This is a genomic window from Helicobacter vulpis, assembly GCF_003660395.1.
Taxonomy (GTDB): Bacteria; Campylobacterota; Campylobacteria; order Campylobacterales; family Helicobacteraceae; genus Helicobacter; species Helicobacter vulpis.
The window spans coordinates 1-24249 of sequence record NZ_QXQT01000019.1 but is presented as its reverse complement, the minus strand read 5'-3'; the positions used below and the strand labels follow the sequence as shown (position 1 = coordinate 24249).

Below are 24249 nucleotides of genomic sequence, written 5' to 3'. Positions count from 1 at the left end.
AGGCTTGCTCATAGCCTAGATCGCAGGCTTTTTTGTAGTATGTTTGGGCTTTTTGTGCATCTTTAGGCACGCCTAAACCCCTTGCATAGAGCGCGCCTAAGCCATAATAAGCCTTAGCATTGCCTCCCTTCATGCCCTTTTGTAGTCATTGATCGCCTCTTCGTAGTCTTGCGCCACCCCTTGCCCCTCTTTGTACATGTTGCTAAACTCCCCTCTCTCAACACGAGCAGGATGAGACAAACCAAACATCGCGATCCTGCGTTATAGAAATTTAATGCAACAAAGCACTAATTAATATGCTGAGACTATCAAGGTGCTCTTAGCTTCAGCCTAAAGCCATCGGCACGCAAATCTCCTTGTTTAAGTAGTATCTCAGCACTGGAGCTATGATAGTACTTGGCTAAAATAACAAAATAGGCATCGTTATGTACACCCACTAAGCCGGGTTGGAAGTAGACAAAACTCTCAGGGTTTAACACCCAATTTGCGATTTGCTGGTAGGCTAACTCTAGCCTATTGCCCGCTAGACTATGCCATAAATCATGCCCATTTTCAAAGAGCAACTCCCCAGCGATGGTGATCGCTAGGAGGGCAAAGTGGCTATAGGCGATACCCTTGATCCCCTTTTTAGGACCGCCGTGATAGTTATTGGTATTGCTCCTGCTAATGGCATTTTCTATCACTCCATGGCGATTAATGGCGTTTAAAATCCACTCCTGCCACCTTTGTGCGCTCCGATCTAACAGGGCATGATCTTCAAGCACAAGTGCGGTGCTCACATCTAGCAAGATTCCCCATGCCCCGTGGTTGGTATCCATGTTAGATTGGGAATAAGACAACATGCGTTTGACAAAATCCTCATACACGGGACTAGGCCCCATCTTTTTAAGAAAGCCGTAAGCCATGTTCATATAGGGCAGATAAAAATTAATATTATCTTGGCTTTGTAGGGTATCGGCACTTTTGAGCTGCTGGGCCCATGCATTTAGAATTTCCTGCGCTTTGTGTCCATAGGTTTGATCGCCACTGACGAAAAAGCCTAGCGCTAAATCATAGGCTAGAGTGGCAGATTTTTTAAAACTTTTGGTGCACGCATCGGGCTCTCTAGTACCGGTGCTTGTGTAATGCGCTTGGGCGTTTAGATGCGCGCAAGGGTGGACCTCTTGGGTGCGTTTAAAGGCAAGGTTGAGTTCTTGGGGTAAGTTATTTGCCCTAAAATCCTTGAAAAAATAATCCTGCTGGGCACAAACATTCCCAAGCAAAAGGATCAAGAATAAAATAAATCGCGTCATGCGTGTATTATGCCTAAAAATCTTTGATATCAAAGCAAACTTTTAGAAATACTGCGCTAGAATTGGCGTTTTCAAGGCTTCTAGCTTTGTTTCTTGTTTTTGGGGCTTATAGCTCAGGTGGTTAGAGTGCACCCCTGATAAGGGTGAGGTCAGAGGTTCGAGTCCTCTTAAGCCCACCATCTTCTGTTTTTTCTTCTTTGGGGGATTAGCTCAGTTTGGAAGAGCGCCTGCTTTGCACGCAGGAGGTCAGCGGTTCGAGCCCGCTATCCTCCACCATGAAACTTAAGTCCGGCAAGTCCACGTCAAGCTAAATATTTGGTAGGAAACCTACCCTAAAGACATTGTAACCCCCCTGGGTGTAGATTTCAAGCTTGAAGCCATATTGCATGCAAATATTTTTGACCAAATCCAAGCCGATCCCATAACCCTTTTGTGTGTGCGCGCCCCGCGTGTAGCGCATGCTAAGGTATTCTATGCTCTGAGGGCTCAAAGCTTGCCCCGTGTTGCTTACACACAGATCGTCTTGCAAGCGCACATGCACCACGCCCTTAGGGGGGGTGTATTTGAGCGCGTTCATCAACAGATTGCTCAGCAAAGTAACCATGTCTTCCTCTAGGGCTTTGACAATCTTAGGGGCTAAATCGTGGGTGAGTTGGATTTGATAAAAATGCGCCATATCGCTAAACGCGCTAATTTGTTGGCTCACTAGAGTTTGCAAGTCTAATAGAGTGGGTTCATCGCGGCGCAAATCCTGCATGAAAAGATAGGCCAATTGGTGGTGCAGGTAGAAAATGCGCCGCGCGCTCACTAGGATCCCTAGGGCTTGGGGAGTGTGGCGCGCCAAGCTTTTAGCGCTCATCAACAACGCCGCAATGGGGGTGTTGAGTTCGTGGGCGATGTCCTTACTAAAGCGATCCAAGCGCGCCACTTCATCGCTAATGGGCTTTAAAAATAAGCGCGCCAACCAATACGCCATCAAGCCCACGCACACACATGCCCCCAACAACACGATTAAAATACAACGATAGAGCGGGGCAAAGAGATGAGGGGGCTTTTGGTATTGCAATAAAAGGGTGATCACGCCCAAGTGCCCAAAGGTCTTGTTGTCCACCAAGTAAAACGCGTCTTGTTTCTCCAAGAAAGAGGGGAGATTTTTGGCCACACCAAAGAAGACCAAGCTAGTGCCCCCTAGAAAATTATGCTTGTAGAGAATCTTGTTTTGTGCGTCTAAGAGCACAAAGGCTAGAGCATTGTGCTTGAGAGCGAGGCGTTCAAAGGGGTTTGGCGTGGCTTCCATGTGTTCTAAAACGATGTCCTTGGCCAGATTATTGGCTTGTAACTGCATGCGTTGTTGGATATTTTGCAAGAGCGCGTTCTTTTCATAAATGAAGAACAAGAGCGCGATCGCCCCCATCAAAACAAACGAAGAGCCCAAGTAAAGCCCTAGAAAACGGCGCAATGATTGGCGTTGGTACACATTGAGTTTCATGGACAAAAACAATACCCTAAACCCTTGATATTTTGGATACTCTGCCTGCCTAAAAGTTTGCGCAAATGCTTAATATAGGTGCGTAAGGTAGAATCGTCTAACCCGCTTTCATACGCCCACACATTGGCGATGATCTGCGCGCTGCTGAGTACTTGCCCGGGGTGTTGCAAAAAGAACTCTAATAACTGCCTTTCTCTTGAAGTGAGAAAAAAGCGTTCACTCCCCACACACAGCACCCCGTTTTCATAATGCGCATGCGCGTTGATAGGGATTTGTTGTGCCACCAAAAGCCTTTCTATGCGTACCTGCAATTCTTCTAAATCAAAGGGCTTTTTGAGATAATCGCTTGCCCCCATGCTAAAAGCCTTTCTCAAAGAGGCGATGTCGCCTAGCACGCTAATCACCACTGCTGGGGTTTGGATTTTTAACTCACGCAACACCTCTAAGGCCTCAAAATTTGCGCTTGCGGGCAGTTGCACATCAAGCACCATCAGATCAAAAGAGGTACGACTTAGGATCTCTAGCGCGCTTGGCATGTCATAAGCCCCCAGCACGCCATAACCGGCCTGTTGCAAAAAATCCTTAATTAGGCTGTGCAAGAGCACATCATCTTCAAGCAAGAACAACTGCCTAGTCATGGTGTCTTGTGTGAGCGCGTTGGAGTAGAAAGGTCGCAAGGATCAAGCCCATGATGAGAACACCCCCATAGCCTAAGATGGGATAGATCATGCCCACCAAATCTTTAAATCCTAATAAGCTGGCAAAAAAGCCCCCAATGGCCACGGCTAAAATCACCCACAAAGAAACATGGCGCTTGAGAGTTTGGCTCAGACGCGCCACAGAGCCATAAAAGCAGGTCAAGGCGGTAGAATAAAGCCCCATAAAGAGCACCACCACATAGAACACGCCAAACCCAGGATGGATTTGGTTGGCTAGGATCACCATGGGCAATTTGCTACTGCCCACTTGCAGGATATGACTCTCTAGCACGGCATACAGAAAGAAGCAACCCCCTCCTAATAGCAACGCGCCCAGCAAGGTCCCTAAGAACATGGTCTTTTGGGGGGTGTGTTTAGTCATGGGCACTAAAATTGCCATGGCTAACTGGAAGTTAAAGGACACATATAAAACCCCACTAGACCACCAATTGAGCAAGAGGGTGCTGTGGTTGATGGGGGTTTTGGCGACTTGTGCTTGGGGGTGCATCAGGGCATAAAGCCCCACTAAGACAATGCCTGCAAACATAATGGGAGTGAGCGCGCTCATCACTTTGACAATCATTTCTAGGCCAAAGGCTGTGTTGGCAACAAGCAAGAGACAGACAATTAAAGCCCCCACAAATAGGGGTACATGAAAGTTTTGCTCAAAGGTTGTACCCGCCCCTGCAAGCATCACCACCAAAGTGCCAAATAAAGAGAGTGTGATCATCGAATCGCTAAAAAAGCGCACCCATGGATTTTTAGAAGGGTTGATGGCGTGTAAATAGTCTGTGGTGTTAAACCGATAAGCCAACGCCACGGGCAAATACCCAAAGAGAAAGAAAAATAAAGAGGCTAGGGCGATCGCATAAATCCCTTGTTCTCTAAAATAAGAGAAGTATTGTAAAATCTCTTGCCCGGAGGCGTAGCCCGCGCCTATAATGGTCGCCACATAGCTAGAAGCCACCCCCATTACAGAAATGCCTTGTTTCACCCTTGATCTCCTGCAAACACTTTCACCAAGAAAAACCCCCCCACCACCAAAACCCCCCATAAAAGCAAGGCCAAACCAAAGGCTTTGCCCCCCAAATCCAAAAACTTTTTCATATTCACTTGCAAGCCTAAAGCGCTCATCGCGCACACCAAGCACACCACAGAGGTGTCGCGCAGAAGACGCACACCCTCTTGCAACGCCTGCGCGCTCACAAACGCGCCAAACATCTCTTGCAAATAAGAATGCAAGACCACCACACCCAAGAACAAGAAGGCAAAATAGGGGATATGAAAGGGCGTTTTGTGGCGGTGGTGATCGTGGCTAGCGGTGTATTTGAGATAGAGAGAAACCCCTAAGAGCAAGGGGATGATCATGATCACGCGCACCATTTTGATCGTGATGGCAACCTTTTGGGCTTCTACAGAGATGCCACTGGCTGCCCCCACCACATTGGCCACTTCGTGCAAGGTGGCCCCGATATAGATCCCCTCATCAAGCGCGCTCAAGGGGATAAAACCCCCATGGTAGAGCAGGGGGTAAGCAAACATGGCCAATAAGCCAAAGACAATCACCGTCCCCACAGCCACCACGCCCTTATGGGGGGAAGATTTGAGCACACTCTCTAAGGCCAAAATGGCCGCCGCCCCGCACACCGCGCTCCCGCATGCCACAAGCATTGCCAAATCCAACTCCAAGCCCATCTTACGCCCCAAATACACTCCCCCCAAAAAGACCCCCACCACCACCACAAAGGCGATCAAAAGGGGCGCATAACCGTAGTGCAAAATGTCATGCGTGGTTACATTAAAGCCATACAGGACAATCCCCAGGCGCAAGAGCTTTTTTGCGCTGAAATGCACGCCCGCATGGGTGGCATGGGCTATTTTAGGGTAGACAAAAGAAAACCCAAGCCCTAGCAAAACCCCCACTAAGAGAGGGGAAATGTGGTTGTGTACCAAAAAGGGGAAACGCGCCCCATAGAGCGCAAGAATAGAGAGCCCCCCCACTAACACAAGCCCTAAAAACATGCAACCCCCAGCAAAGTCTCAAGTTAGCCAAAGCCACTCCCTAGGATAGCATAAAAATTTTACCCTTTTATGGGATCAAGCCACCTTTCTAGCCCAAACATGCAAGCCATAATTGAGCAGGCAACTAGACCCCTGATCTTGTTGTGAGAGTTTCTGCAATCTGCGGGTAAAAAATGCAAGACAGATCCTATCTATCATGGATAATTTTTTATGGGCATACTCGTTGGCGCAATGCGGGAGGCGGTGCAATTCTTGAGCCAAATACTCAAAGAAATTGCCATTGGCAGATATTTCTAAGATCTCAAAACCATGGTTGTTAAGATGTGTCTCGTAAAAGTAGCGGTTAAAACCGGTGTAGAAATGATAGGGCGCAAAGTGTGTCAAACTACAAAAAGGAGCCGTGAGGATGAGATCCCCCCCCCCCGCAGCAATCTAGAGAACTCTTTAAGAGCTAAAATGGGATTGGGCAAGTGTTCAAACACTTCAACGCACATGATGGCGTCAAAAGAGCCATCCCTTTCTGGAATGGCGGTAATATCGCAAATAATGTCTAATTGCGTGTTGCCCCATTTCCGCATTTGCAAACCCAAGCCATCCCCCCTGCCACCATATTAGCCAAAATCCTGAGCCACATAGTTTAAATGCGCGCAGAATTTCTTTTGTGCCAACTCGCCCGCGCCCGTGTCCAACAAACGGCTACCCCTTGGGATTTTAAGCAAAGTGGATTCCAGCCACGCCAAACGGGTTTTTTCATTGTCCAAACCCGCTACCTTATCTCCACACACCCCATTAAAAGCCCCTACCAATACCTTTTTCGCAAATTGTTTCAACGCCACCAGACCACCTTTTGATATTCCTAAAAAATATAGCGATTTTTATGTGGCTTGTCAATTTGCCCCATTCACCCCCTAGCGCATCGAATTTTATACTTCCAAACGCGTGTTCTTGATCACAAAATACGCGCTGGGGATGATAAAGAGAGTGAGCACCACGCTAGTGATCATCCCCCCTAGCATGGGGGCGGCAATGGCGTGCATGATCTCTGAGCCTACCCCGTGCGAATACATGATAGGGATGAGAGAGACCAAGATACTAAAAAAGGTCATCAATTTGGGGCGCACGCGTTGCACCGCCCCGTGCATGATCGCTTCTTTGAGTCTAGCGCGGGTGTGATCGCCCTGCTTTAAAAAGTGTTGGTAAGCGTCCTCCAAATAGATAATCATCACAATCGCCGTTTCAGAGGCGACACCCAAGAGGGCTAAAAAGCCCACCAACGCGGCGATACTCAAATTAAGCCCCATGATCTGCATGAACACCAACCCCCCCAAAAAGGCAAAGGGGAGGGTGAGAAAACAAAGCAAAGAGTTAGTGGTGTTTTTAAGCGCAAAAACAATGAGAATAAAGATCACAAAGATACTCAGGGGCACGATGTAGCGCAGGGTCGCAAAGGCTTCATCTAAATACTGGCTCTCCCCTGAAAACTCGTAATAATACCCGCTAGGGAGTTTAAAGTTTTCTAAGGCTTTGAGCGCGGCTTGGCGGTAGGTCTCTGAACTCACCCCATTTTTAGGCACAATGTAAATAAAATGCACCCCTAGCCCCTTTTCACTTTTGAGCACCGCCGGGGCGTTTTCATAATAGATATGTGCAAAGGTGCGCAAAGGCACAAAGCTATAGGGGGTTTTGATGTAAAGATTTTCTAAACTCTCAATATTGTTACGCTCTACATCTTTCAAGCGCACAGAAATAGGGTAACTCTCCACCCCGTCTAAGAGGGTGCTAATGGCAGAACCTCCCATGCCAAAATTCACCATATCTAGCACATTCTGCTTAGTGATATTGTATTCAGCGAGCTTTTCAGGGCGCAAATCCACATTGAGATAGTAGCCATTATTAGACTTCTCTGCAAAGACAGAGAGCGACTCGGGGAGATTTTTGAGTTGTTGCTCCATGCTAATGGCTAGGTTTTGCAAGAGGGCGGGGTCTTTGCCATAGAGTTTAATGCCTAAGGGGGTGCGAATCCCGGTTAAGAGCATGTCAATGCGCCCGCGAATGGGGTAGGTCCAAGAATTGACTAAGCCTTTCACCTGCAGGGCGTGCTCAAGCTTTTCTCTAAGTTGTTTGTAGGTGATTTGCTCCTTCCACTCCGATCTAGGCTTGAGCTCAATATAGGTTTCTAGCATGGAGAGTGCGGCCGGATCGGTGCTGGTATTTGCCCGCCCGGCTTTGCCAAAGACCTGTTTGACCTCATCTAGGCTTTTGATAATGGCGTTAGTTTTTTCTAAATATGTTTTAGCCGTGTCAATGCCTACCGCATTCGTGGTTACGGGCATGTACATCACCACACCCTCATTGATGGCCGGGATAAACTCCCAGTTGAGCTTTTTATAGGCAAAGTAAAGCCCTCCTAAACCTAGCACGCTTAGGGCTAAAAAGAGAAATCTAAAGCGCAACACAAAGGAGAGACAAGCCCCATAAATAGCAATAAAGAACGCGTTGATGGGGTTTTTAGCCTCCTCGCGGATTTTGCCCTTGATGAGAAAGATCATCAAAATGGGCACGATGCTAATAGAAAGCAGAGCCCCAATCAACATCGCAAAGGTTTTAGTATAAGCTAGGGGGGAGAAAAGCCTCTCTTCTTGTCCGGTGAGGTTGAAAATAGGCAAGAAGGACACCACAATGATCATCAGGGCAAAGAAGATTGCCGGCCCAACTTGTTGCACGCCCTTAATAATGGCGCTTTGGCGCGCTTGCTCGTCTTGCATATTGGTGTGTTGCAAATACTTATGCGCGTTTTCTACCATCACAATCGCCGCATCCACCATCGCCCCAATGGCAATAGCAATCCCCCCCAAGCTCATAATGCTTGCCTCAATATTAAAAAAGTGCATCAGCAAAAAACTCAAGCACACACATAAGGGCAGAGTGATGATCACCACTAGCGCGCTTCGTAGGTGCAATAAGAAGAGCGCGATGATGACTAAGACGATGACACTTTCTTCTATGAGTGTGTGGATGAGATTAGCCACGCCCTTTTCAATGAGTTCGCTACGATCATAGACGGGCACGATCTGCACATCTGGGTTACTCTCTTGCAAAGTGGCGATCTTTTCTTTAATGCGCTCTAAAATGCTATAAGTGTCGGCATGGTAGCGCACCATCACCACCCCGCCCACCACTTCGTCCGTGCCATTGAGATTTGCCACCGAGCGGCGCGGCTTGGGGGTTAAGTTGAGTGTGGCGATGTCTTTAAGCTTAATGGGGGTGAGATTGGGGGTTTTGAGCACAATCTCCCCCAAATCTTTTAAGCTCTTGGTGTAGCCTTGCGCGTGGATGATCTTCTCAAAGCCATTTTCTAAGATCACCCCCCCGCCCATGTCTGCGTTGGATTTTTTGATGGCTTGCACCACATCTGCCACGCTTAGATCGTATTGCACCAATGCGTCATTATTCAGCGTAACTTCATAGTTTTTCTCAAAACCCCCAATACTAGCGACCTCACTCACCCCATCCACCCCCAACAAGGCGTAGCGAAAATAGAAATCTTGCAAGGTCTTTAGCTCGGCTAGATTCTTAGTTTTGCTTTTGAGCGCGTATTGATACGCCCAGCCAATAGAGGTCGCATCGCTGCCCATCTCTACCTTGACCTCAGAGGGTAGGCGCACGCGCGCCATCTGCTCAGAGACGCGATCGCGCGCAAAGTATAAATCTACCTTGTCTTTAAAAATGATGTAGATCAAGCCGGTTTCATAGCTAGAAATCCCGCGCACGGTTTCAATGTCGGCAATCCCCATAAAATTAGCCACCAAGGGATAGACCGCCTGTTCTTGCACCACTTGGGGGCTTTGGTTGGGGTAACTCACCTGCACGACCACCTGGGTGGGGGAGAGATCGGGTAGAGCATCTAGGCGGGTGTTTTTCATCGCCCATAAGGAGAGCAAGAAGAGCAACACCACCGCTAAGATGACAATGAGCTTATTTTTTAAACTCCATGAAATGATCGCATTGATCATCACTCATCCCCATTGTTGATCGCATCGGCATCTAAGATAAAGAGCGCGTTTTTAGCCACCTCATCGCCTTGAGCTAGCCCCTCTAAAATGGTGTAACTCCCATCGCTATTGCGCTTGACCTTGACCTCTGTGAGTTCAAACTCCCCATCCTCTTTTTTAAAGACGATGGTTTTATCATTTTTGACCAATACCGCCTCTTTGGGCAAGACTAGGCCTTTTTGGGCTTTTTGGTACAGGGTTACCTTAGCAAACATGTTGGGGAAAAAGAGATTTTGCGGATTAGCCAGCACAAAGCGCACCTGCAACATTTTGGTTTGGGGGTTGATGAGGGGGTTGATATTGTCCAATTCTAGGCTAAAATCCCCCTCTATGCCCTCTATGTGCGCGCGCGCTTTGTCCATATGGCGCACAAAATCTAAATCCTCTTGATTGACTTGGGCGATCACATAGAGCGCGCTCAAATCCACAATTTCATAGAGAGTCGCCCCGCTCTTGACAAAGCCCCCCTCTTGGACATTCTTAGCAAAGATTATCCCATTAAATTGCGAGCGCATGGGGATGCGGTTATGGATTTTTCTATCCTTAACGATACTGCTAATCTCCCCCTCACCCACCCCAAGTAGGCGTAATTTTTCTTTGATCTCTTCTACCTGTTTGTTAAAATGCAGGGCTGAGAGCAATTCGCTTTGCACCCCTATGAGCGCGGGCGCGTACACACTAAAGAGTTTTTGCCCCGCCTTGATAGGCTTATAAGTTTGATTAGCATAGAGTTTTTCAATAAAGCCATCAAAGCGCAGGGTGTAGGTGAAGCTCTTTTGTTCGTCTGCTTGCAAAGAGGCGTAGTATTGCCTAAAGGGGGCGATCTCTTTAAGGGTAACCTTAATAGTGCTCTGTGCCCCCCATAGCGCGCCTAGCAACGCCATACATAGCCCGATAATTCTCATCAAAGCCCCTTTAGATTTTCTAACGCCAAATAGGTGATATTGAGCTCGCTAAGGGTGTCAATTTTAGAGAGCTTGATATTGATCGCATCGTTAAAGGCGTTGTAATAACTATTGTAATCCCCGCTAGCAGAGATCAAATTCTTTTCATAGATATGTACAATGCGCCCGCTTGCCTTTAAAATGGTCTCTATGCTGGAGAGATTTTTTTGGAGTTGCGTCATTTTCTTAAACAATTTCTTAGCGCGGTGGCGCACTTGGTTAATGGTGTTGTCAATATTATTCAGCGCGACTAAGTGCTCTTGTTTGCGCTGTTGCAGGGTGTTACTCTGTTTGCCATAAATGGGCAGGGGGATGGCTACCCCAATGGTGAACATGTCAAAAATGCGCTTTCTAAAGAGGTAGTTAGCCGTCACATTGATGTCTTCTAAAAAACTCTTTTTAGCTAGTGTGATGTTTTTACGCGCTTGGCTATCTTGTAAGCGCGCGATTTTGATGTCGTAATTGCTCGCCATGATGCTTTGCAATTCTTGCGCGTTGTCTAAAGCCATGCGCTGGGGCGCTAGGGAGAGTAGATCGCTTTGGTTAAAAGTGAGTTCGCTAATGTTGATCTTATTGTCTTCTAGCGCGTCTTGCAAATCGTTTTGTTTGATCTCTAGCTGGGATTTGAGCACTTCAATTTTGGCAATGGCGATTAAATCCGGGTTGCTCGCATGTTGGGCGTTGTAGAGCAGGTTTTCTAGGTTATTTAAGGCTTCTTTTAATAGGGCTAGCTTTTGGGTGTTCTTATAGACTTGGATCGCGTTGGTGAGCACCCCTATGGCGATCTCTTGCTTGAGTTTTTGCAACTCTAAGAGCTTTTTTTGGCGCTCTAAGTCCACCACTTGGGCTTGGGTGTGCCTCTTAGCATTCACATCAAATTTTTGGCTCAAACCCACGCTGATACTCTGCATGAAGCTAGAATCAAGGATAAAGAAATTGAACACATCGGCGTTGTTATAGCCCACATACAAAATCGGGTTATCCCAGCGCGCGCTGGCTTTAGCCTGGGCGCGCAAGCTCTCAATCTGGGCTTGCAAGCTAGCGATCTTGGCGTTCTTGTGCAAAAATTTGTTGTAAATGCTGGGCAGGTCTAGGCGTTTGGGCGCGCTAGGGGGGCTCACACTCACAGACTCTAAACTAGCTTCTTGATGCCACGCCTGTAAGCCCCCCAAGGCAAAAAGCACCCCCCAGATCAAAGCCCTTAGCCTCATAGATCGATACTGCCCTTACCTTTGTAGAGCTTGCCCTCTTTGGTCTTGAGCTCTAGTTTCACCTGCCAAGTGCCCCCCATGGGCAGATTCACCTTCACATCATAAACCCCATCTTTTTCCTTCACTTGGGCATTTTCGTGCATGGCAGGCATGCCCGGCATTTCAGGCATGCTAAATTTCACCTTCACATGCGCGCCTTTGAGGGGCTTGCCCTTTAGGGTAGGGGTTAATGTGAAATGGTTATTGCCGCTCACGGGTTTTTGATCGGATTTTAAAAGGGTGTCCACCTCTTTAGCTTTGATCTTCAAATCCCATGCCTGTAAACTCCCCAAACTCAAGGCGCATGCCAGCACCAATACATGCCATTTTTTCATCAAACTCCTTTGAATTAAGATGGGGCTATGATAGTGTATTTCTGTGGATTATTTGTGGAAATTAAAGTTTGGCGTGTTAAAATTTTTACACCATATTACCAAAGGGATAACATGTCTTATCGCGTTGAACACGACACCATGGGGGAAGTCAAGGTAGAAGATAGCAAGTACTGGGGCGCGCAAACCCAAAGAAGTTTTGAAAACTTCAAAATCGGGGTAGAAAAGATGCCCCCCGCGCTCATTAGAGCCTTTGCCAAATTGAAGCGTTCTGTAGCACTGGTGAATGCGCAACTAGGCAAGTTGGACGCACAAAAATCCCAAGCGATTATACAAGCCTGCGATGAGGTGATCGCGGGCAAATTAGCCGACATGTTCCCCCTAGCCATTTGGCAAACCGGGAGCGGGACTCAGACTAATATGAATGTCAATGAGGTGATCGCCAACCGCGCCACAGAGATTTTAGGCGGAGATTTTAGAAAAGAGAAGTTGATCCACCCTAATGACCATGTCAACATGTCTCAAAGCTCTAACGACACCTTCCCCACTGCGATGCACATTGTGAGCGTGCTAGAATTGCATAAAACCCTTTTGCCCGCGCTAGATAAACTGCACGCCACTTTGCAAGCCAAAAGCCAAGAATTTAAAGACATTATTAAAATCGGGCGCACCCATTTACAAGATGCGACCCCTCTTACTTTGGGGCAAGAGTTTAGCGGGTATGTGAGCATGCTTGAGCATTCTAAGGCGCAAATTATGCAGAGTTTGGAGTATTTAAGCGAGCTAGCCATTGGGGGCACGGCAGTGGGCACGGGCTTAAACGCGCACCCACAACTCTCAGAAAAAGTCGCCGCCGAGTTAAGCCAACTTACCGGCTGCACTTTTAAAAGCGCGCCCAATAAATTTCATGCTTTAACTAGCCATGATGGGCTTGTCTTTGCCCACGGCGCACTCAAAGGGCTAGCAGCCAATCTGATGAAAATTGCCAATGACATTAGATGGCTAGCTAGTGGTCCGCGCTGTGGTTTGGGCGAACTTGCTATCCCTGAGAATGAACCGGGGAGCTCTATAATGCCTGGCAAGGTCAATCCCACCCAGTGTGAAGCCTTGACGATGGTGGCTGTGCAGGTGATGGGTAATGACGCGGCGATTGGTTTTGCGGCTTCTCAGGGCAATTTTGAACTCAATGTCTTTAAACCCGTGATCATCTATAATTTCTTGCAAAGTTTAGAATTGCTTGCTGATGGCATGGAGAGCTTTAACGCCCATTGCGCGGTAGGGATCGCGCCCAATAAAGAAAAGATCGATCATTACCTGCACCACTCTTTAATGTTGGTAACCGCGCTCAACCCCCATATTGGCTATGAAAACGCCGCTAAGGTGGCTAAAAACGCCCACAAAAAACACATTAGCCTCAAAGAATCCGCTCTAGAATTAGGGCTTGTGAGCGCACAAGACTTTGACAAATTCGTCAACCCAGCTAACATGATCGCCCCTAAGGCGTGAATAGGGTAAGTATTAGCGCATCCGCGCTAATGCCCCTCATCGTGATAAAACCACCCCTTCTGACTCAAGGGTTTTAATAAGCTTTGGCATAACTTGCTAGAAGAGCCCAAGCCCTTAATTTGCTTGTTCTTATCTAAATACAAACAGGGCACGCCTTGCAAGCTCACCATGATATAATTTTGCAAATACTCCTTCAAGGTAGCCACATCGTATCTTTCACTCTTAAAAATTTGGACGCACTGGCTTTGGGTGCTCACGCGCAAATACTCTGGGCGCAAACACGCCCCAGGGTATCTAGAGAAGAAAGTCAAGCTATTGTACAAAACAGAGGTGTTGTAGAGATCGTCATTGCGATCGATGTCCAAAATCCCCTGATTTTCTAAAAACTGGGCGACTCGCCTTAAGGCAAAGAAATTTACCGGGCGTAGGGGCTTTTGTTGGTCCATCATGGTAGCAATACCCTCTTTAGAGAGATCAAGGGCTTGATTGTCATTTGTAGAGCCTAAAAAATGCATATCCAAATTTTTATCCAAAGAAAAGATAAAAATACGATCTCCCTGCCTAGAGTCGTTTTGTTGGGGGGGCGCGGTGCGGGCTATTTTGAGCGCGTTGAGCAGATTGTAGCCTAGATGGGGGTTAGGCTTGCCCATGATGAAGTCGTAAATCAAGGAGATCAAATCAAAGTCTTGGTAAATGGTGTAGGCGATGCGCCCATCATAGATATTTCCCGACACTGAGCGATCGTTGGCAACCCCTTGCATTCTTTTGTCCAAATCCTTACAACCCTCAGCGCATTGAAATTCTTGAATGCGCGCTAGGGTATGCACATACCACACCACATCTAGCCCCTGCGTGCGCGCACGCATGAGGGGTTGGTAGATAAAATTGAGCGCGCGCATAAAAGTTTGGGCGATTTGCTTTGTGGGGGTGGGGGGGCTTTTTGGGCAATTATCCTTAGAACCCCCCTCTAAGAGGGCAAAGAGGAGCGACATCGCCTGTTGTTGGATACGCTTTAATAACGCCTTTTCTTTGTCATTGTTGGGTTTAAAATTAGCCAGTAAGGGCAGAGATTCTAGCGCGCTTTGGGCTTGTTGTTCTAGCTGAGGCAACACGCCTTGTAAAAAGTACGCGCGATCGCGCTTGCAGATGGAGTCTTCTTGGTACGCCTTTTGTAAAGCCTCTTCTAGGCGCGTGCGCATGATCTCTAGGGATTGTAAAAATAGAGGGGGTAGAATGATGGCTTTGGGGGGGGAGTAGAGCGCCCATGCTTGCAGGGCTTTACAGAGGGGGGTTTTAGGGTTAAAGCCGCGTAATTGATCCTTAGTGTGCAGATACAAACAGGGGCTATTGCCAACGCTTAAGAGTCTAAAATTTGTGAGATAATCGCGATACGCCGAGGGGCTAAAACTTTGGGCGTTGAAGATGTGTTGGCAATTTTGCACGCTGGCTGGGCTTAAATATTTAGGGGTAAAGCAGGGGGTGAGGTTGGTGCGTAGCAACCATGCAGAGAGTCTCTCAGGGTGTTTTAGGGTGTCTGTATAGTAGTCTTTGTTTAAAAAAAACATCTCTACGCGCGCCCTATAATGCAAATCCCATAGTTTAAAGGCTTGCTGTTGGTTAGCAGAAAGGCTCTTAGACCATCTAGATTGAGCATCATACCAACTCATGCGCCAATCACGCATGTCAAAAGGGGGATAAAACTTATCTTTATCTTGGATGAGATCCCATGCCAGTTGCGCGCTTTTAAAATCCTCTAACCATGGGCTAGGGGGGATGTCAGCGGGCAAGGCGCAAGCGTCTTTAGTTTCACAAACATGGGTGGGGTTGTAATAGGTTTTGAGATCGCCCAAATACGCGTTAGGATCAAGCCCTTGTTGGTGCGCTTGGATGAGGGGGGTGTAGATAAAATCTAGTAGGCGCATGTATTTTTGAGCCAACAAGGGGGCGGGGGTGCTAGCAAGAAAGAGCAGGGGTGCCATGTAGTTACCTGATGGATTGAATTGGGCGATCGAGCCTTGCAAGAGGGCTAGGAGGTGCAGGCTCTCATAATCTAGTAAGTAAGCCCACTTAGAATCTTGCAAAGAGGCTAGGGGGGTGGCTTGCAAAATGGCGCGGATGCGTTGTTGCAAGCTCAAAAACCAATTGGAGGGGGGATGGGGGTTGTCATCTTTATCCACGGGAGAATTCCACGCGTTTTTGAGAAAATCTTGGGCGTTTTGAAAAGCTGCCATCAAATCTTTAGGTAGAGGCGCACCCATGTTGGGGGGGTGGGCTTGCAACGCACGGCAAAGGGGGTTTTTAGAGCGAAAAGTTTGGATCGTGTTTTGGGGGGTGAGATAAAGGCAGGGTTGGTCGTCAAAGCCTATGAGACGGAAATGGCGCAAGTAATCTTGCAAGGGGGCATTAGGGCGCGCCAAGACATCGCGGCATGCCCCCTTCATCTCTTTAGAGAGAGCCGTGTTAAAACAAAGATGGGGGAAACTCTTCAGGATTTGCTCTAGGGGCTTAGCTTGATTGGCTATCTCTTGCAAACCATCGGCGCGCACATAAAGTGCAACCATATAGTATTGACTCAACGCCTGAAAAAATTCTACATCCAAGCCCAAAGGCTTGAACATTTCATCATAGTAAGCCTGACCGGTATAGTGTCCTAAATCAATGCTATAAAGACTTAGCCCGGGGATAGGTCTTGCGCTTGAATACAGAGTTTTTAGTTGCGTGAAGATCGTAGGGTTTGCAAGGGCAAGATTGCTATCTTCTAAAAAGTCCCCTAACCTTTCTATCAAATGAGGTTTAGGCACGCTCGCCTGTTGCCCCAAAAAGTGCAGGTAAGTATTCACATCTAGCCCTTGTTGCGCGCTTTGGATCAAGAGCGCATAGACTAGCTTTAAACTGGTAGAAAAATTTTCTAATAAGGCTTCTTTGTCAAGCGGATCGGGATTAAAGACACCATCGGCGTAAATGTTATCTGGGGAGAGATCACTATAACAACTCACACCGGGAATCTTATCGCGCACCAAAAAAAAGGCATGCAGAATTTCAAAGCTTCTAATGCGTGTGGCTAAAGGCTTGGGCAGGCTAGATTGAATCTGCTTGATCGTGGGGAGCGCATCTACCATCTGTGTGGCTAACTTGATCCAAGTCTTGGCATGGTCGCTAATCACATTGGCATCATAATAAGCGGTGTCTACATGGTTGCATGTCGCCTCTTTGGAGGCTTTTTTAACAGCCTTGAGGATGGAGTCATAAAGGCTTTGGCTGGCTTGGTAAAAAGCCTCTTTTTCTAGGGGGAAGGACGCGCTTTTGGGGGGTACATGGTAGAGACGCGCGATAAACCAAAAACTGAGCAAAGCGATCCCTAAAAAGCTAGGGATCACAAACCAGGGCCATATCACATGCTTTTTCATCGCTTGAAAAATGTCCTTTTTAAAATATGGTTTGGGGAGAAATTAGGAGGTCGTATCTGCAGGGCTTGACAAAGGGGGTTTTTAGAGTTAAAGCCGCGCAATTGCTCTTTGCTGTGTAGATACAAGCAGGGGCTACCATCCACGCTTAAGAGTCTCATGCTTTTTAAATAAGCGCGGATTTTAGATTGGTCAAAGCGTTGTTTTTCTAGGATTAGTTGGCAGTTTTGCACGCTCTGCTGGTTTAAATATTTGGGGGTAAAGCAGGGGGTGGGGTTGGCGCGCAAGCGATCTGCAGAGATTTTTTCTGGGTTTAGTAGCGTGTCTATGTAAAAGTCTTTGTTGGTGAAAAATGCCTCAATGCGTCTTTTATAGTGCAAATCCCATAGCCGGGCTTGCTTGGGAGTCCATCGTTTGGCTAAATCCTTATTGATTAAATTTGTTTGTTTGCGACCCCAAACATTCATTGTCCACATTACAGAGGGAACATCATAGGGAAGATTGCTAAAATTAGGGGTATCCTCATACCTATCCACAAGCCAACTGCCTAATTTGGCGCTTCTAAAATCCTCAAGCCAAGGACTCCATGGGGTGTTGTCAGGGCGTGTGCAGAGTTCTTCTTGTGTGCAGGGGTAGGTGGCATTACGAGCGCTTTTTTTGAGCTCGTGTAAATACACGCTAGGACTCAAGCCTTGTTTAGTGGCTTCTATTAGAGGGGTGTAGAAAAAATGGATCAGGTGGAGGTATTGATACGCCAACAGGGGGGCGGGGCTAACAACGCGGTATTGATCCACAACAGAATCAAAGATCACAGAACCTTGCAGTAGGGCTAGGAGATGGAGGCGTTCGTAATCTAGCAAATGATGCCATTTAGCCCCCCGCAGAGAGGCTAGGGGGGTGGCTTGCAAAATGGCTTGCAGGCGTTTTTTAAAGGGTCTAGAATCATGAGGGGGTGTATTTAGCATGTGTAGCAAGAAATCTTGAGCCTTTTGAAAGGCTTTGACAAAACTAGAGGGCACAGGCGTGCCTATTTGGGGGGGGGTGTGTCTGAAGGCTCTGACAAAGAGGGTTTTTAGAGGGGAAGGTTTGGAGCGTGTTTTGGGGGGTGATATAGAGGCAGAGCTGATCGCCAAAGGCGATGAGACGGCCATGCCAGAAGTATTTGTAGAAATACGCACCGGGGCGTTTTAATAAGACTTGGCATGCGAGGATGTCTTCTTTAGAGGTGTTTAAGCAAGCAAAGAGATTAAGAGGAGCAGGGGGTTGAGAGGTGCTTAGGGCGCGCATACTATATAGTGAAAAACTCACAATCTAAGTAGTATTGATCCAAAACCCTCACGCTGTCGTGTATGTCTACAGCACAATCTAAAACATGCCCGGTTTCATAAATGGCCTTCAAATGTTTGGGTGCGATAAACCCCCCAACCCCAATGATCCCAAACAGCACGTGCTCTCCTTTGCTGGCCTAAATGCTAAAATCCCCCATTCTAGCAAAATTCTCTTTAGGCTGTTCTTTAATACTGGTAGGAAATTTCAAAACGGGCGTTAAAGCCGGGTTCGGGCAATGCCATGCGGATGTGGCCATTGCGTGCGATCATGTCTTCGTGGGGCGCATCCGCACTGGCTTGCCATACGGAAGTTTGGTTGACATACTGTTTGTTAAAGATGTTGTTAAACACAGCCGATAAACGCAGACCATTCCAGCGTTTATAAGGCGGTACCCAGTTGACAAAAACGCTACTCACGCCGTAGCCGGGCTTGTGCACGGGCATCAATCCATAGCCGGGATAGTAAATGCTGTAGCCATTGTAATACATATTCGTAACAAAGCGGCTAAGCCAAGTTAAACTGAGCCCCGCATGTTTAAAAACATAGTCGGCTTTTAAAATAAAGACATTGCCGTAAGTGGCGGCAAGAGCGTAGGTGTCAGCGAGCAAATAATACCCCTTGCGGTATCCCGTAGGGTTGGCGACCGTGGGCCAAGAGCGGGCGATGGAGAATGTCCCCGTAAAGCCCTTATATTTGACATTCCCACTCACTTCGTAACCAAAAATGGCGATGGTTTCGGGCAAATTGCCCGTTAAGTTTTTAGCTGTGGCGTTGCCCCCGCCATTTTTGGAGATGTCTTGCCCATAGGAATTGACAAAGTTATTGATGACTTGGTAGAAGCCTGCCCCGCGGACATTAAAGTAAGGGTTGTTGTAATCTATGTTGAATTCCACATTCTGCCCAATGGCCGGCTTTAAGTTCTTTTCGTAAATCACGCTCGGATCGCGCATCAAAACCCCATCCCCAGGCAACGCCCCCTTTGTAACATAGGCGTAAGAGAGCTTTAAACCCAGGGCATCAATGGGGTTATAAAGAATTGTGGCGCTGGGGCTAAAGCCAGAGGTCATGTGGTTGTCCCCATCCTTATCTTTGAGTAGATAGATGTCATAGCGCGTACCCGCCCCCACGATCAAGTTTTTTAAGAAGTTGTAGTTGGCCTGCACATACCCCCCGATGATGTTGCCCACCCCGTAGGAGTTTTGTGGCAAAGAGCGGTAGGCAGGGTTGGGCGAGCTCATGTTTTGGTTGTACTCATCGTCTGGATCGACATAGTAGTGGCGGTAGGGCAAACCGGGGCCGGTGGGGTCGTTGGGATTGATGTTGCCCGGATACAGACCATTTTTCTTGCCAAGACCCGAGAAGGCGGTCAGGTTTTGGTAAATCGCGCCGTATTCGAAGACATTGCCATAATCGGGACTGATGGGGTGCTGTACTTTGACATTTACCCCAGAGTTGATCAAGAAAATATCCCTTTGTAAAGTCCCCTCAGCATCCGCATTGCCTAAAGTCCAATCGTTTGGAGCGGGGTTGCTGGCATTGGGCGGGGTCATGTCGTAAGCCTTGTATTTAGGAATCCAGCCGGTGGCAATGTTGCTTGGGCTGAGTTGGTAGCCACCGCCAGAAACTGGGGTGATGGTGCCGTGTTCACAATCGCTTGGATTTTGGCTACACCACTGGTTGACTTCTTGGGTGTAGTAGGGGTTGGTGGGCTCGTTAGAAGTTACAGCAAAGGGGTTACGCACGGGGTGGTAATTGCCGTTGCGGACATTTAAAAAGGTGGTGGCGGTGATGCGGGGCTTGTCAAAGCTGTCCCCACCTTCGCGGTTGTATTTAAACGAAAGGTTGTGATTCACATTGATGAGGTAGGCCAACTCTTTGCCAAAGTCGATCAAGAAGGGGGCGGGCTGTGTCCCCGGGTCGTTGGCTTTGCTGAGCGCGCTTGTGGCGTTGGGGCGCAACAAGCGTTCGGAGTTGTAGCGCGTCATGTTGTAACTCACGGCGAGGCTGTCTTTTTCATTGAAGTAGCCATTGATTTTAAAGAGAATATTGTTTTGTTCTCCCATACTGCCGATCACCTTGTCGCTTAAAGCGGGATTGTTGATGTCATAAGTGGGGTGGAAAAGATTTTTCATGTCATTGTTACCATCGCGGTAATAATAAATATTTTGGTTGGTGTAATAACCTAAGATGTCCCATTTATTCGCCCGGTAAGCAGCGATGGTGTTGACACGGTAACCAAAGTTCGTGTAAAAGCTCACGGCTGCACTTCCCCCATAGGTTTGCCCCCGGCGCAAAAAGTCGTTCGCCCCGATGGTCTCCATCGCCATTTTACCCGCGATTGCACCGGGCCCAGCGGAGGCATTGGCTGCCCCTTTGATCACATCGATTTCTTTGAGCATCCCCGGATCGATGATCGTGTTGGCATCGTGGTGGAAGATGTTCCCATTTTGCGCCGCTCCATCGATCGTAACACGCAACAAACGGCTTTCCATGCCCCGCACATAGACTTTTTGCGCCATATAGCCCCCACCAGCCACATTCACATCTGCCCTTGTCCTAAAAAGGTCATTGACCTGGTTGCTTTGCCGTTGCTGTAACTCTTTACGCCCAATGGTCATGCTGTTGTTGTACTCAAAGGTACGCTCGCCTAGAGTCGTGACCTTGCCCAAAGTGTGCGACTCTTGGGCCAAGAGGGCACCCCCCATAGCCCCCAGTACACAAAAGGCCGGAGCACAAGATCTTAATCTTCCACCGGAAGTGTGGCGGCATTTACGCGAAGTTTTCATCAAATGGTCCTAATCAAATGGAATATAGGCGTATTCTATATACAGAAAGCTTATATTTTATTTAAATATAATTTTTAGTAATATTCAAATGGATTATAAGGTGTTTATATTGTGTAATAATGACATTTATATATTTCATTTGCTTTTTATAAGTGCTTATGCTATAATAAAAAATCTTTATATGATAATACCTACAAGGAAAATGCAATCTTTATGAATACACAGGGTCATGCTTATGTTGGGCGAAAAGGCCTACAAATTGGGTTGTTGTTGGGGGTTTGTGCGTTGCAAGCCGAGCAAAGTGGGGCTTTTATCGGCGTGGGGCTAGAAATCGGGCGCGCAAATAAAGAAATCGTGGGCGAGAAAAATGGCCAAGTCTTTCAGGTGCCCGATGGGACGGTGAAGCTAAGCGCGGCTAAACCAGATCCCAATCCCGATGTTGTGGGGGGGAATGAATGCGCCCCGGATAATTGTAAGGCCATGTGGTCTGGGCACACCATGACGAGCACAAATGCCACAAACTATGGACGCAACCAACCCATGTTTGGACTTAATGTTTTGGCGGGGTATAAACAATTCTTTGGCAAAAAAAAGTGGTTTGGTTTGCGTTACTACGGCTTTTTTGACTATGGACACAGCAATTTTTCTAACGCGACAGCCGCTAATCGTGTGAGTGTGTTTTATCTTAACAACGATAAAGTGGACATGTACACCTACGGCGCGGGAATCGATGCGCTCTTTGACATCATCAATAAAAAGAAGTTTGCGTTTGGGCTATTTGTGGGTGTGCAGTTTGCGGGCAATTCTTGGACAAGCAATAAAACCGACTACTACAACAAGGGCTTTGTCATTGGCACCGTCCCCGGACAATGCGCCTATGTGCCCGACAGCGGCAACCCTTGCGATGGGACCACCCCGGCCAACCCCACGGGCACCACAGGCGAGATCAACCCCGCAAGCCTCATTTCCACCGGTCCGCTAACCTCCCACATTAACAATACACACTTTCAATTCTTGGTCAATGTGGGTCTGCGTACAAACATCATCAAGCACCATGGCGTGGAATTTGGGATCAAAATCCCCACCTTACCTAGTCTCTACTACAAGGGCAGTGCCACTAAAGGCGGCAATCTCTACACCTTGAGCGAAACCTTTAGGCGGCAATACTCCATGTATCTGCGCTACATTTATAACTTCTAATCCCCCAGCGCGCTTTAAGGGCGCGCTAGATACCAAGAATACACCCCCCTAATCCCCTCCTCTAATTTAATGCTCACCTTCCACCCTAGACTAGCAATCTTAGACACATCGCTACATTTTAATAAAGTCCCATCGGGCTTAGAGGGGTCAAAGACTAAATCCCCCTTAAAGCCCACAATCTCTTTAATCAAGTTGGCTAAATCTTTAATGCTAATATCCTCCCCCGTGCCAATATTGGTATGGTTGAGTGTAGCACTAGCTTGTTGGTGTTGCAAGAGAAATACACACCCCCGGGCTAAATCGCGCACATGCAAAAACTCGCGTCTAGGCGCGCCGCTGCCCCAAATGCGCACCCCCCGCGCGCTCACTCCGTGTTGTTCTAAGAGATTTAAGGCTTCTTGTTGGCTAGACATCTGCAAATCTTGCAACACCAAATCTAGGCGATCGTTCTCTAACAAGCGGGCTAAGTGCATTTTTCTTAAGAGTGCGGGCAGGACATGCGAATCGTGTAGGTCAAAATTATCGTGTTCGCCATATAAATTGGTGGGCATCGCGCTGATAAAGTTTGTACCATATTGGGCGTTGTAGGCTTCGCACATCTTTAAGCCCGCGATCTTGGCAATGGCATAAGGTTCGTTAGTGGGCTCTAGGGGGCTAGTTAAAAGGGCTTGCTCTTTAATGGGCTGGGGGCTCTGCTTAGGGTAAATGCAGGTTGAGCCTAAAAAGAGGAGCTTTTTAACCCCATACTTGTAAGCGCAGTGAATGGTGTTAGTTTGGATGGCTAGGTTTTGATAAATAAATTCCGCGCGGTAGGTGTGATTGGCTAAAATCCCCCCCACTTTAGCCGCCGCTAAAATGACGATGTCGGGGCGTTCTATCTCAAAAAATTGCTCCACCGCACTCTGTTGTGTTAAATCTAGCTCAGAGTGGGTTTTTAAAATCAAGTTGTCAAAACCTTGTTCTTGCAAACACGCCACCATCGCGCGCCCCACCAAACCCCTATGCCCAGCTACAAAAATTCTATCACTCCCTTGCATGCGCTCTCCCTAATCTCAAGCGATTATGATAGCAGGGCGGGGTTAGCATGTCAAGCTATTTATGGGGTTTAAAAAGACATAGTATAATCCTTGTATTCTGGTTTAAGGTGGAGATATTGCAAAAGGTATTTGGCGGTTTGTTATTGGCATTGAGCATGGCGCATGGGGTCAATTTTACCCTCAATCAATCCCTGCCAAATGTGGTGGTGCAAGATAAGGGCGAGTTAATTTTGAATGGGGATTCGATCCAATACAAAGTGTGGGCGAGCAAGAATTTGCCCGGCAAAGTGCGAATCTTACAGCACATCGCCGGGCGTAAGAGTGTGAAGGCAAAAAACCAACCCCTGATGGATAAAATTGTCGCTGAGCATTTTGATGAGAATAAATACCAAACAACTAATATCATCAATGTGGACGATGCCATTATGGGCACGGGGCTTTTTGTGCGCGGAGAAACCAAAAAGGCTAAAAGACAACACCCTAATAGCCAAGTGGTGATGGATAATGAGGGGGTGGTGCAAAAGGCATGGGATTTAAAAAAGCAAGAAAGCTTAGTTGTGGTGCTAGACAAGGCGGGCAAGGTGCGCTTTATGCATGAGGGCAAATTGAGCGATGCCCAAATGCAAGAAATCATTGACTTGGCTAAGAAATTACAGCAAGAATAAGGCACGCCAAGCAAAACCCTTAAAGCGGTGTTTAACGCGCATTCAACGCGTGTTCAACCCCCCTTCAACATGGTAGCGTGCTATGTACTCTTAGGTGAAATTCTTTAAAGTGAAGCGTTCTGCTTAGGACTTTACCCGGCGCGCGCAAACGGCGCGAGTATTCTACTTGCACCGGCTCGTCTGCGCTTGCTAGCTCAGTAGCGCAAAAACCCGTACTCCCACACTTTGGGGGTGATTTGCCCT

20 protein-coding genes, 2 tRNA genes and 1 pseudogene are annotated in these 24249 nt (G+C 47.6%); 5 read left to right on the top strand and 18 right to left on the bottom strand.

Annotation, left to right across the window (positions count from 1 at the left end; all coding sequences use genetic code 11):
• Both EAO38_RS09485 and EAO38_RS06855 read right to left on the bottom strand, forming a co-directional pair.
• Positions 1 to 133, bottom strand: a 133-nt coding sequence (locus EAO38_RS09485) for an SEL1-like repeat protein (RefSeq protein ID WP_162982718.1), incomplete at its 3' end; no start/stop codon positions are given.
• Positions 134 to 308: 175 nt separating this feature from the next.
• A complete protein-coding gene (locus EAO38_RS06855; RefSeq protein ID WP_121022368.1) occupies positions 309 to 1292 on the bottom strand; it encodes an alginate lyase family protein in 984 nt (327 codons plus the stop codon).
• Positions 1293 to 1394: 102 nt separating this feature from the next.
• Here EAO38_RS06855 and EAO38_RS06850 point away from each other — a divergent pair.
• Together EAO38_RS06850 and EAO38_RS06845 are read left to right on the top strand one after the other, a co-directional pair.
• Positions 1395 to 1471 (top strand) — tRNA-Ile (locus EAO38_RS06850).
• Between the two features lie 20 nt (positions 1472 to 1491).
• Positions 1492 to 1568 (top strand) — tRNA-Ala (locus EAO38_RS06845).
• A 31-nt stretch (positions 1569 to 1599) separates the two neighbouring features.
• On the opposite strand, the gene EAO38_RS06840 is transcribed toward EAO38_RS06845, so the two are convergent.
• The 11 genes from EAO38_RS06840 to EAO38_RS06790 all read right to left on the bottom strand — a co-directional run bounded on the left by EAO38_RS06840 (position 1600) and on the right by EAO38_RS06790 (position 12082).
• Entirely contained in the window at positions 1600 to 2781 is a 1182-nt protein-coding gene (locus EAO38_RS06840; protein ID WP_121022366.1) for a sensor histidine kinase, read from the bottom strand.
• Complete coding sequence (gene crdR, locus EAO38_RS06835) at positions 2778 to 3458, bottom strand: copper response regulator transcription factor CrdR (protein WP_328588091.1); 681 nt, start codon at positions 3456 to 3458, stop codon at positions 2778 to 2780. Before crdR ends, EAO38_RS06840 begins: the two co-directional genes overlap by 4 nt.
• Positions 3412 to 4473, bottom strand: a complete 1062-nt coding sequence (locus EAO38_RS06830) for a YkvI family membrane protein (protein WP_121022362.1) — start codon at positions 4471 to 4473, stop codon at positions 3412 to 3414. The genes crdR and EAO38_RS06830 overlap by 47 nt, the downstream gene beginning before the upstream one ends.
• Positions 4470 to 5501, bottom strand: coding sequence for a YeiH family protein (locus EAO38_RS06825; RefSeq protein WP_121022360.1), 1032 nt, complete (start codon positions 5499 to 5501; stop codon positions 4470 to 4472). The genes EAO38_RS06830 and EAO38_RS06825 overlap by 4 nt, the downstream gene beginning before the upstream one ends.
• A gap of 75 nt (positions 5502 to 5576) precedes the next feature.
• Complete coding sequence (locus tag EAO38_RS06820; RefSeq protein ID WP_121022358.1) at positions 5577 to 5885, bottom strand: hypothetical protein; 309 nt, start codon at positions 5883 to 5885, stop codon at positions 5577 to 5579.
• Positions 5882 to 6079, bottom strand: coding sequence for a class I SAM-dependent methyltransferase (locus tag EAO38_RS09480; protein WP_121022373.1), 198 nt, complete (start codon positions 6077 to 6079; stop codon positions 5882 to 5884). The genes EAO38_RS06820 and EAO38_RS09480 overlap by 4 nt, the downstream gene beginning before the upstream one ends.
• A gap of 33 nt (positions 6080 to 6112) precedes the next feature.
• Complete coding sequence (locus tag EAO38_RS06810) at positions 6113 to 6337, bottom strand: hypothetical protein (RefSeq protein ID WP_121022356.1); 225 nt, start codon at positions 6335 to 6337, stop codon at positions 6113 to 6115.
• Between the two features lie 87 nt (positions 6338 to 6424).
• Positions 6425 to 9514 carry an efflux RND transporter permease subunit gene (locus tag EAO38_RS06805; protein WP_121022354.1) on the bottom strand — a complete coding sequence of 1030 codons (3090 nt, stop codon included), beginning with the start codon at positions 9512 to 9514 and terminating at the stop codon, positions 6425 to 6427.
• On the bottom strand, positions 9514 to 10458 hold the full coding sequence (locus tag EAO38_RS06800; RefSeq protein WP_121022351.1) for an efflux RND transporter periplasmic adaptor subunit: 945 nt from the start codon (positions 10456 to 10458) through the stop codon (positions 9514 to 9516). Before EAO38_RS06800 ends, EAO38_RS06805 begins: the two co-directional genes overlap by 1 nt.
• Positions 10458 to 11708, bottom strand: coding sequence for a copper resistance outer membrane protein CrdB (crdB, locus tag EAO38_RS06795; RefSeq protein WP_205588367.1), 1251 nt, complete (start codon positions 11706 to 11708; stop codon positions 10458 to 10460). Before crdB ends, EAO38_RS06800 begins: the two co-directional genes overlap by 1 nt.
• Complete coding sequence (locus EAO38_RS06790) at positions 11705 to 12082, bottom strand: FixH family protein (protein WP_162982717.1); 378 nt, start codon at positions 12080 to 12082, stop codon at positions 11705 to 11707. Before EAO38_RS06790 ends, crdB begins: the two co-directional genes overlap by 4 nt.
• Positions 12083 to 12193: 111 nt before the next feature.
• Between EAO38_RS06790 and fumC the strand changes: the two genes are divergently transcribed.
• Positions 12194 to 13585 carry a class II fumarate hydratase gene (fumC, locus tag EAO38_RS06785; RefSeq protein WP_121022349.1) on the top strand — a complete coding sequence of 464 codons (1392 nt, stop codon included), beginning with the start codon at positions 12194 to 12196 and terminating at the stop codon, positions 13583 to 13585.
• A 26-nt stretch (positions 13586 to 13611) separates the two neighbouring features.
• Here fumC and EAO38_RS06780 read toward each other — a convergent pair whose 3' ends face one another.
• The 4 genes and pseudogenes from EAO38_RS06780 to EAO38_RS06760 form a co-directional block, all read right to left on the bottom strand.
• A complete protein-coding gene (locus EAO38_RS06780) occupies positions 13612 to 16992 on the bottom strand; it encodes a hypothetical protein (protein ID WP_121022347.1) in 3381 nt (1126 codons plus the stop codon).
• Positions 16989 to 18008, bottom strand: coding sequence for a hypothetical protein (locus EAO38_RS09010; protein WP_205588366.1), 1020 nt, complete (start codon positions 18006 to 18008; stop codon positions 16989 to 16991). Before EAO38_RS09010 ends, EAO38_RS06780 begins: the two co-directional genes overlap by 4 nt.
• Before the next feature lie 275 nt (positions 18009 to 18283).
• Positions 18284 to 18436, bottom strand: a pseudogene (locus EAO38_RS06765) (oxidoreductase); the annotation flags it as partial.
• 67 nt (positions 18437 to 18503) lie between these two features.
• Positions 18504 to 21023 (bottom strand): TonB-dependent receptor domain-containing protein, encoded by a 2520-nt coding sequence (locus tag EAO38_RS06760; RefSeq protein WP_205588365.1) that lies wholly within the window; start codon positions 21021 to 21023, stop codon positions 18504 to 18506.
• Positions 21024 to 21317: 294 nt separating this feature from the next.
• On the opposite strand from EAO38_RS06760, the gene EAO38_RS06755 reads away from it, so the two are divergent.
• Positions 21318 to 22304, top strand: a complete 987-nt coding sequence (locus tag EAO38_RS06755; protein WP_121022341.1) for an outer membrane protein — start codon at positions 21318 to 21320, stop codon at positions 22302 to 22304.
• A 14-nt stretch (positions 22305 to 22318) separates the two neighbouring features.
• Here EAO38_RS06755 and EAO38_RS06750 read toward each other — a convergent pair whose 3' ends face one another.
• Entirely contained in the window at positions 22319 to 23341 is a 1023-nt protein-coding gene (locus EAO38_RS06750; protein ID WP_121022339.1) for a GDP-L-fucose synthase family protein, read from the bottom strand.
• Positions 23342 to 23457: 116 nt separating this feature from the next.
• Between EAO38_RS06750 and EAO38_RS06745 the strand changes: the two genes are divergently transcribed.
• The gene (locus EAO38_RS06745; RefSeq protein WP_205588364.1) at positions 23458 to 24006 is read left to right on the top strand and encodes a YtfJ family protein; all 549 of its coding nucleotides are present in this window, start codon (positions 23458 to 23460) and stop codon (positions 24004 to 24006) included.
• Positions 24007 to 24249 lie beyond the last annotated feature (243 nt).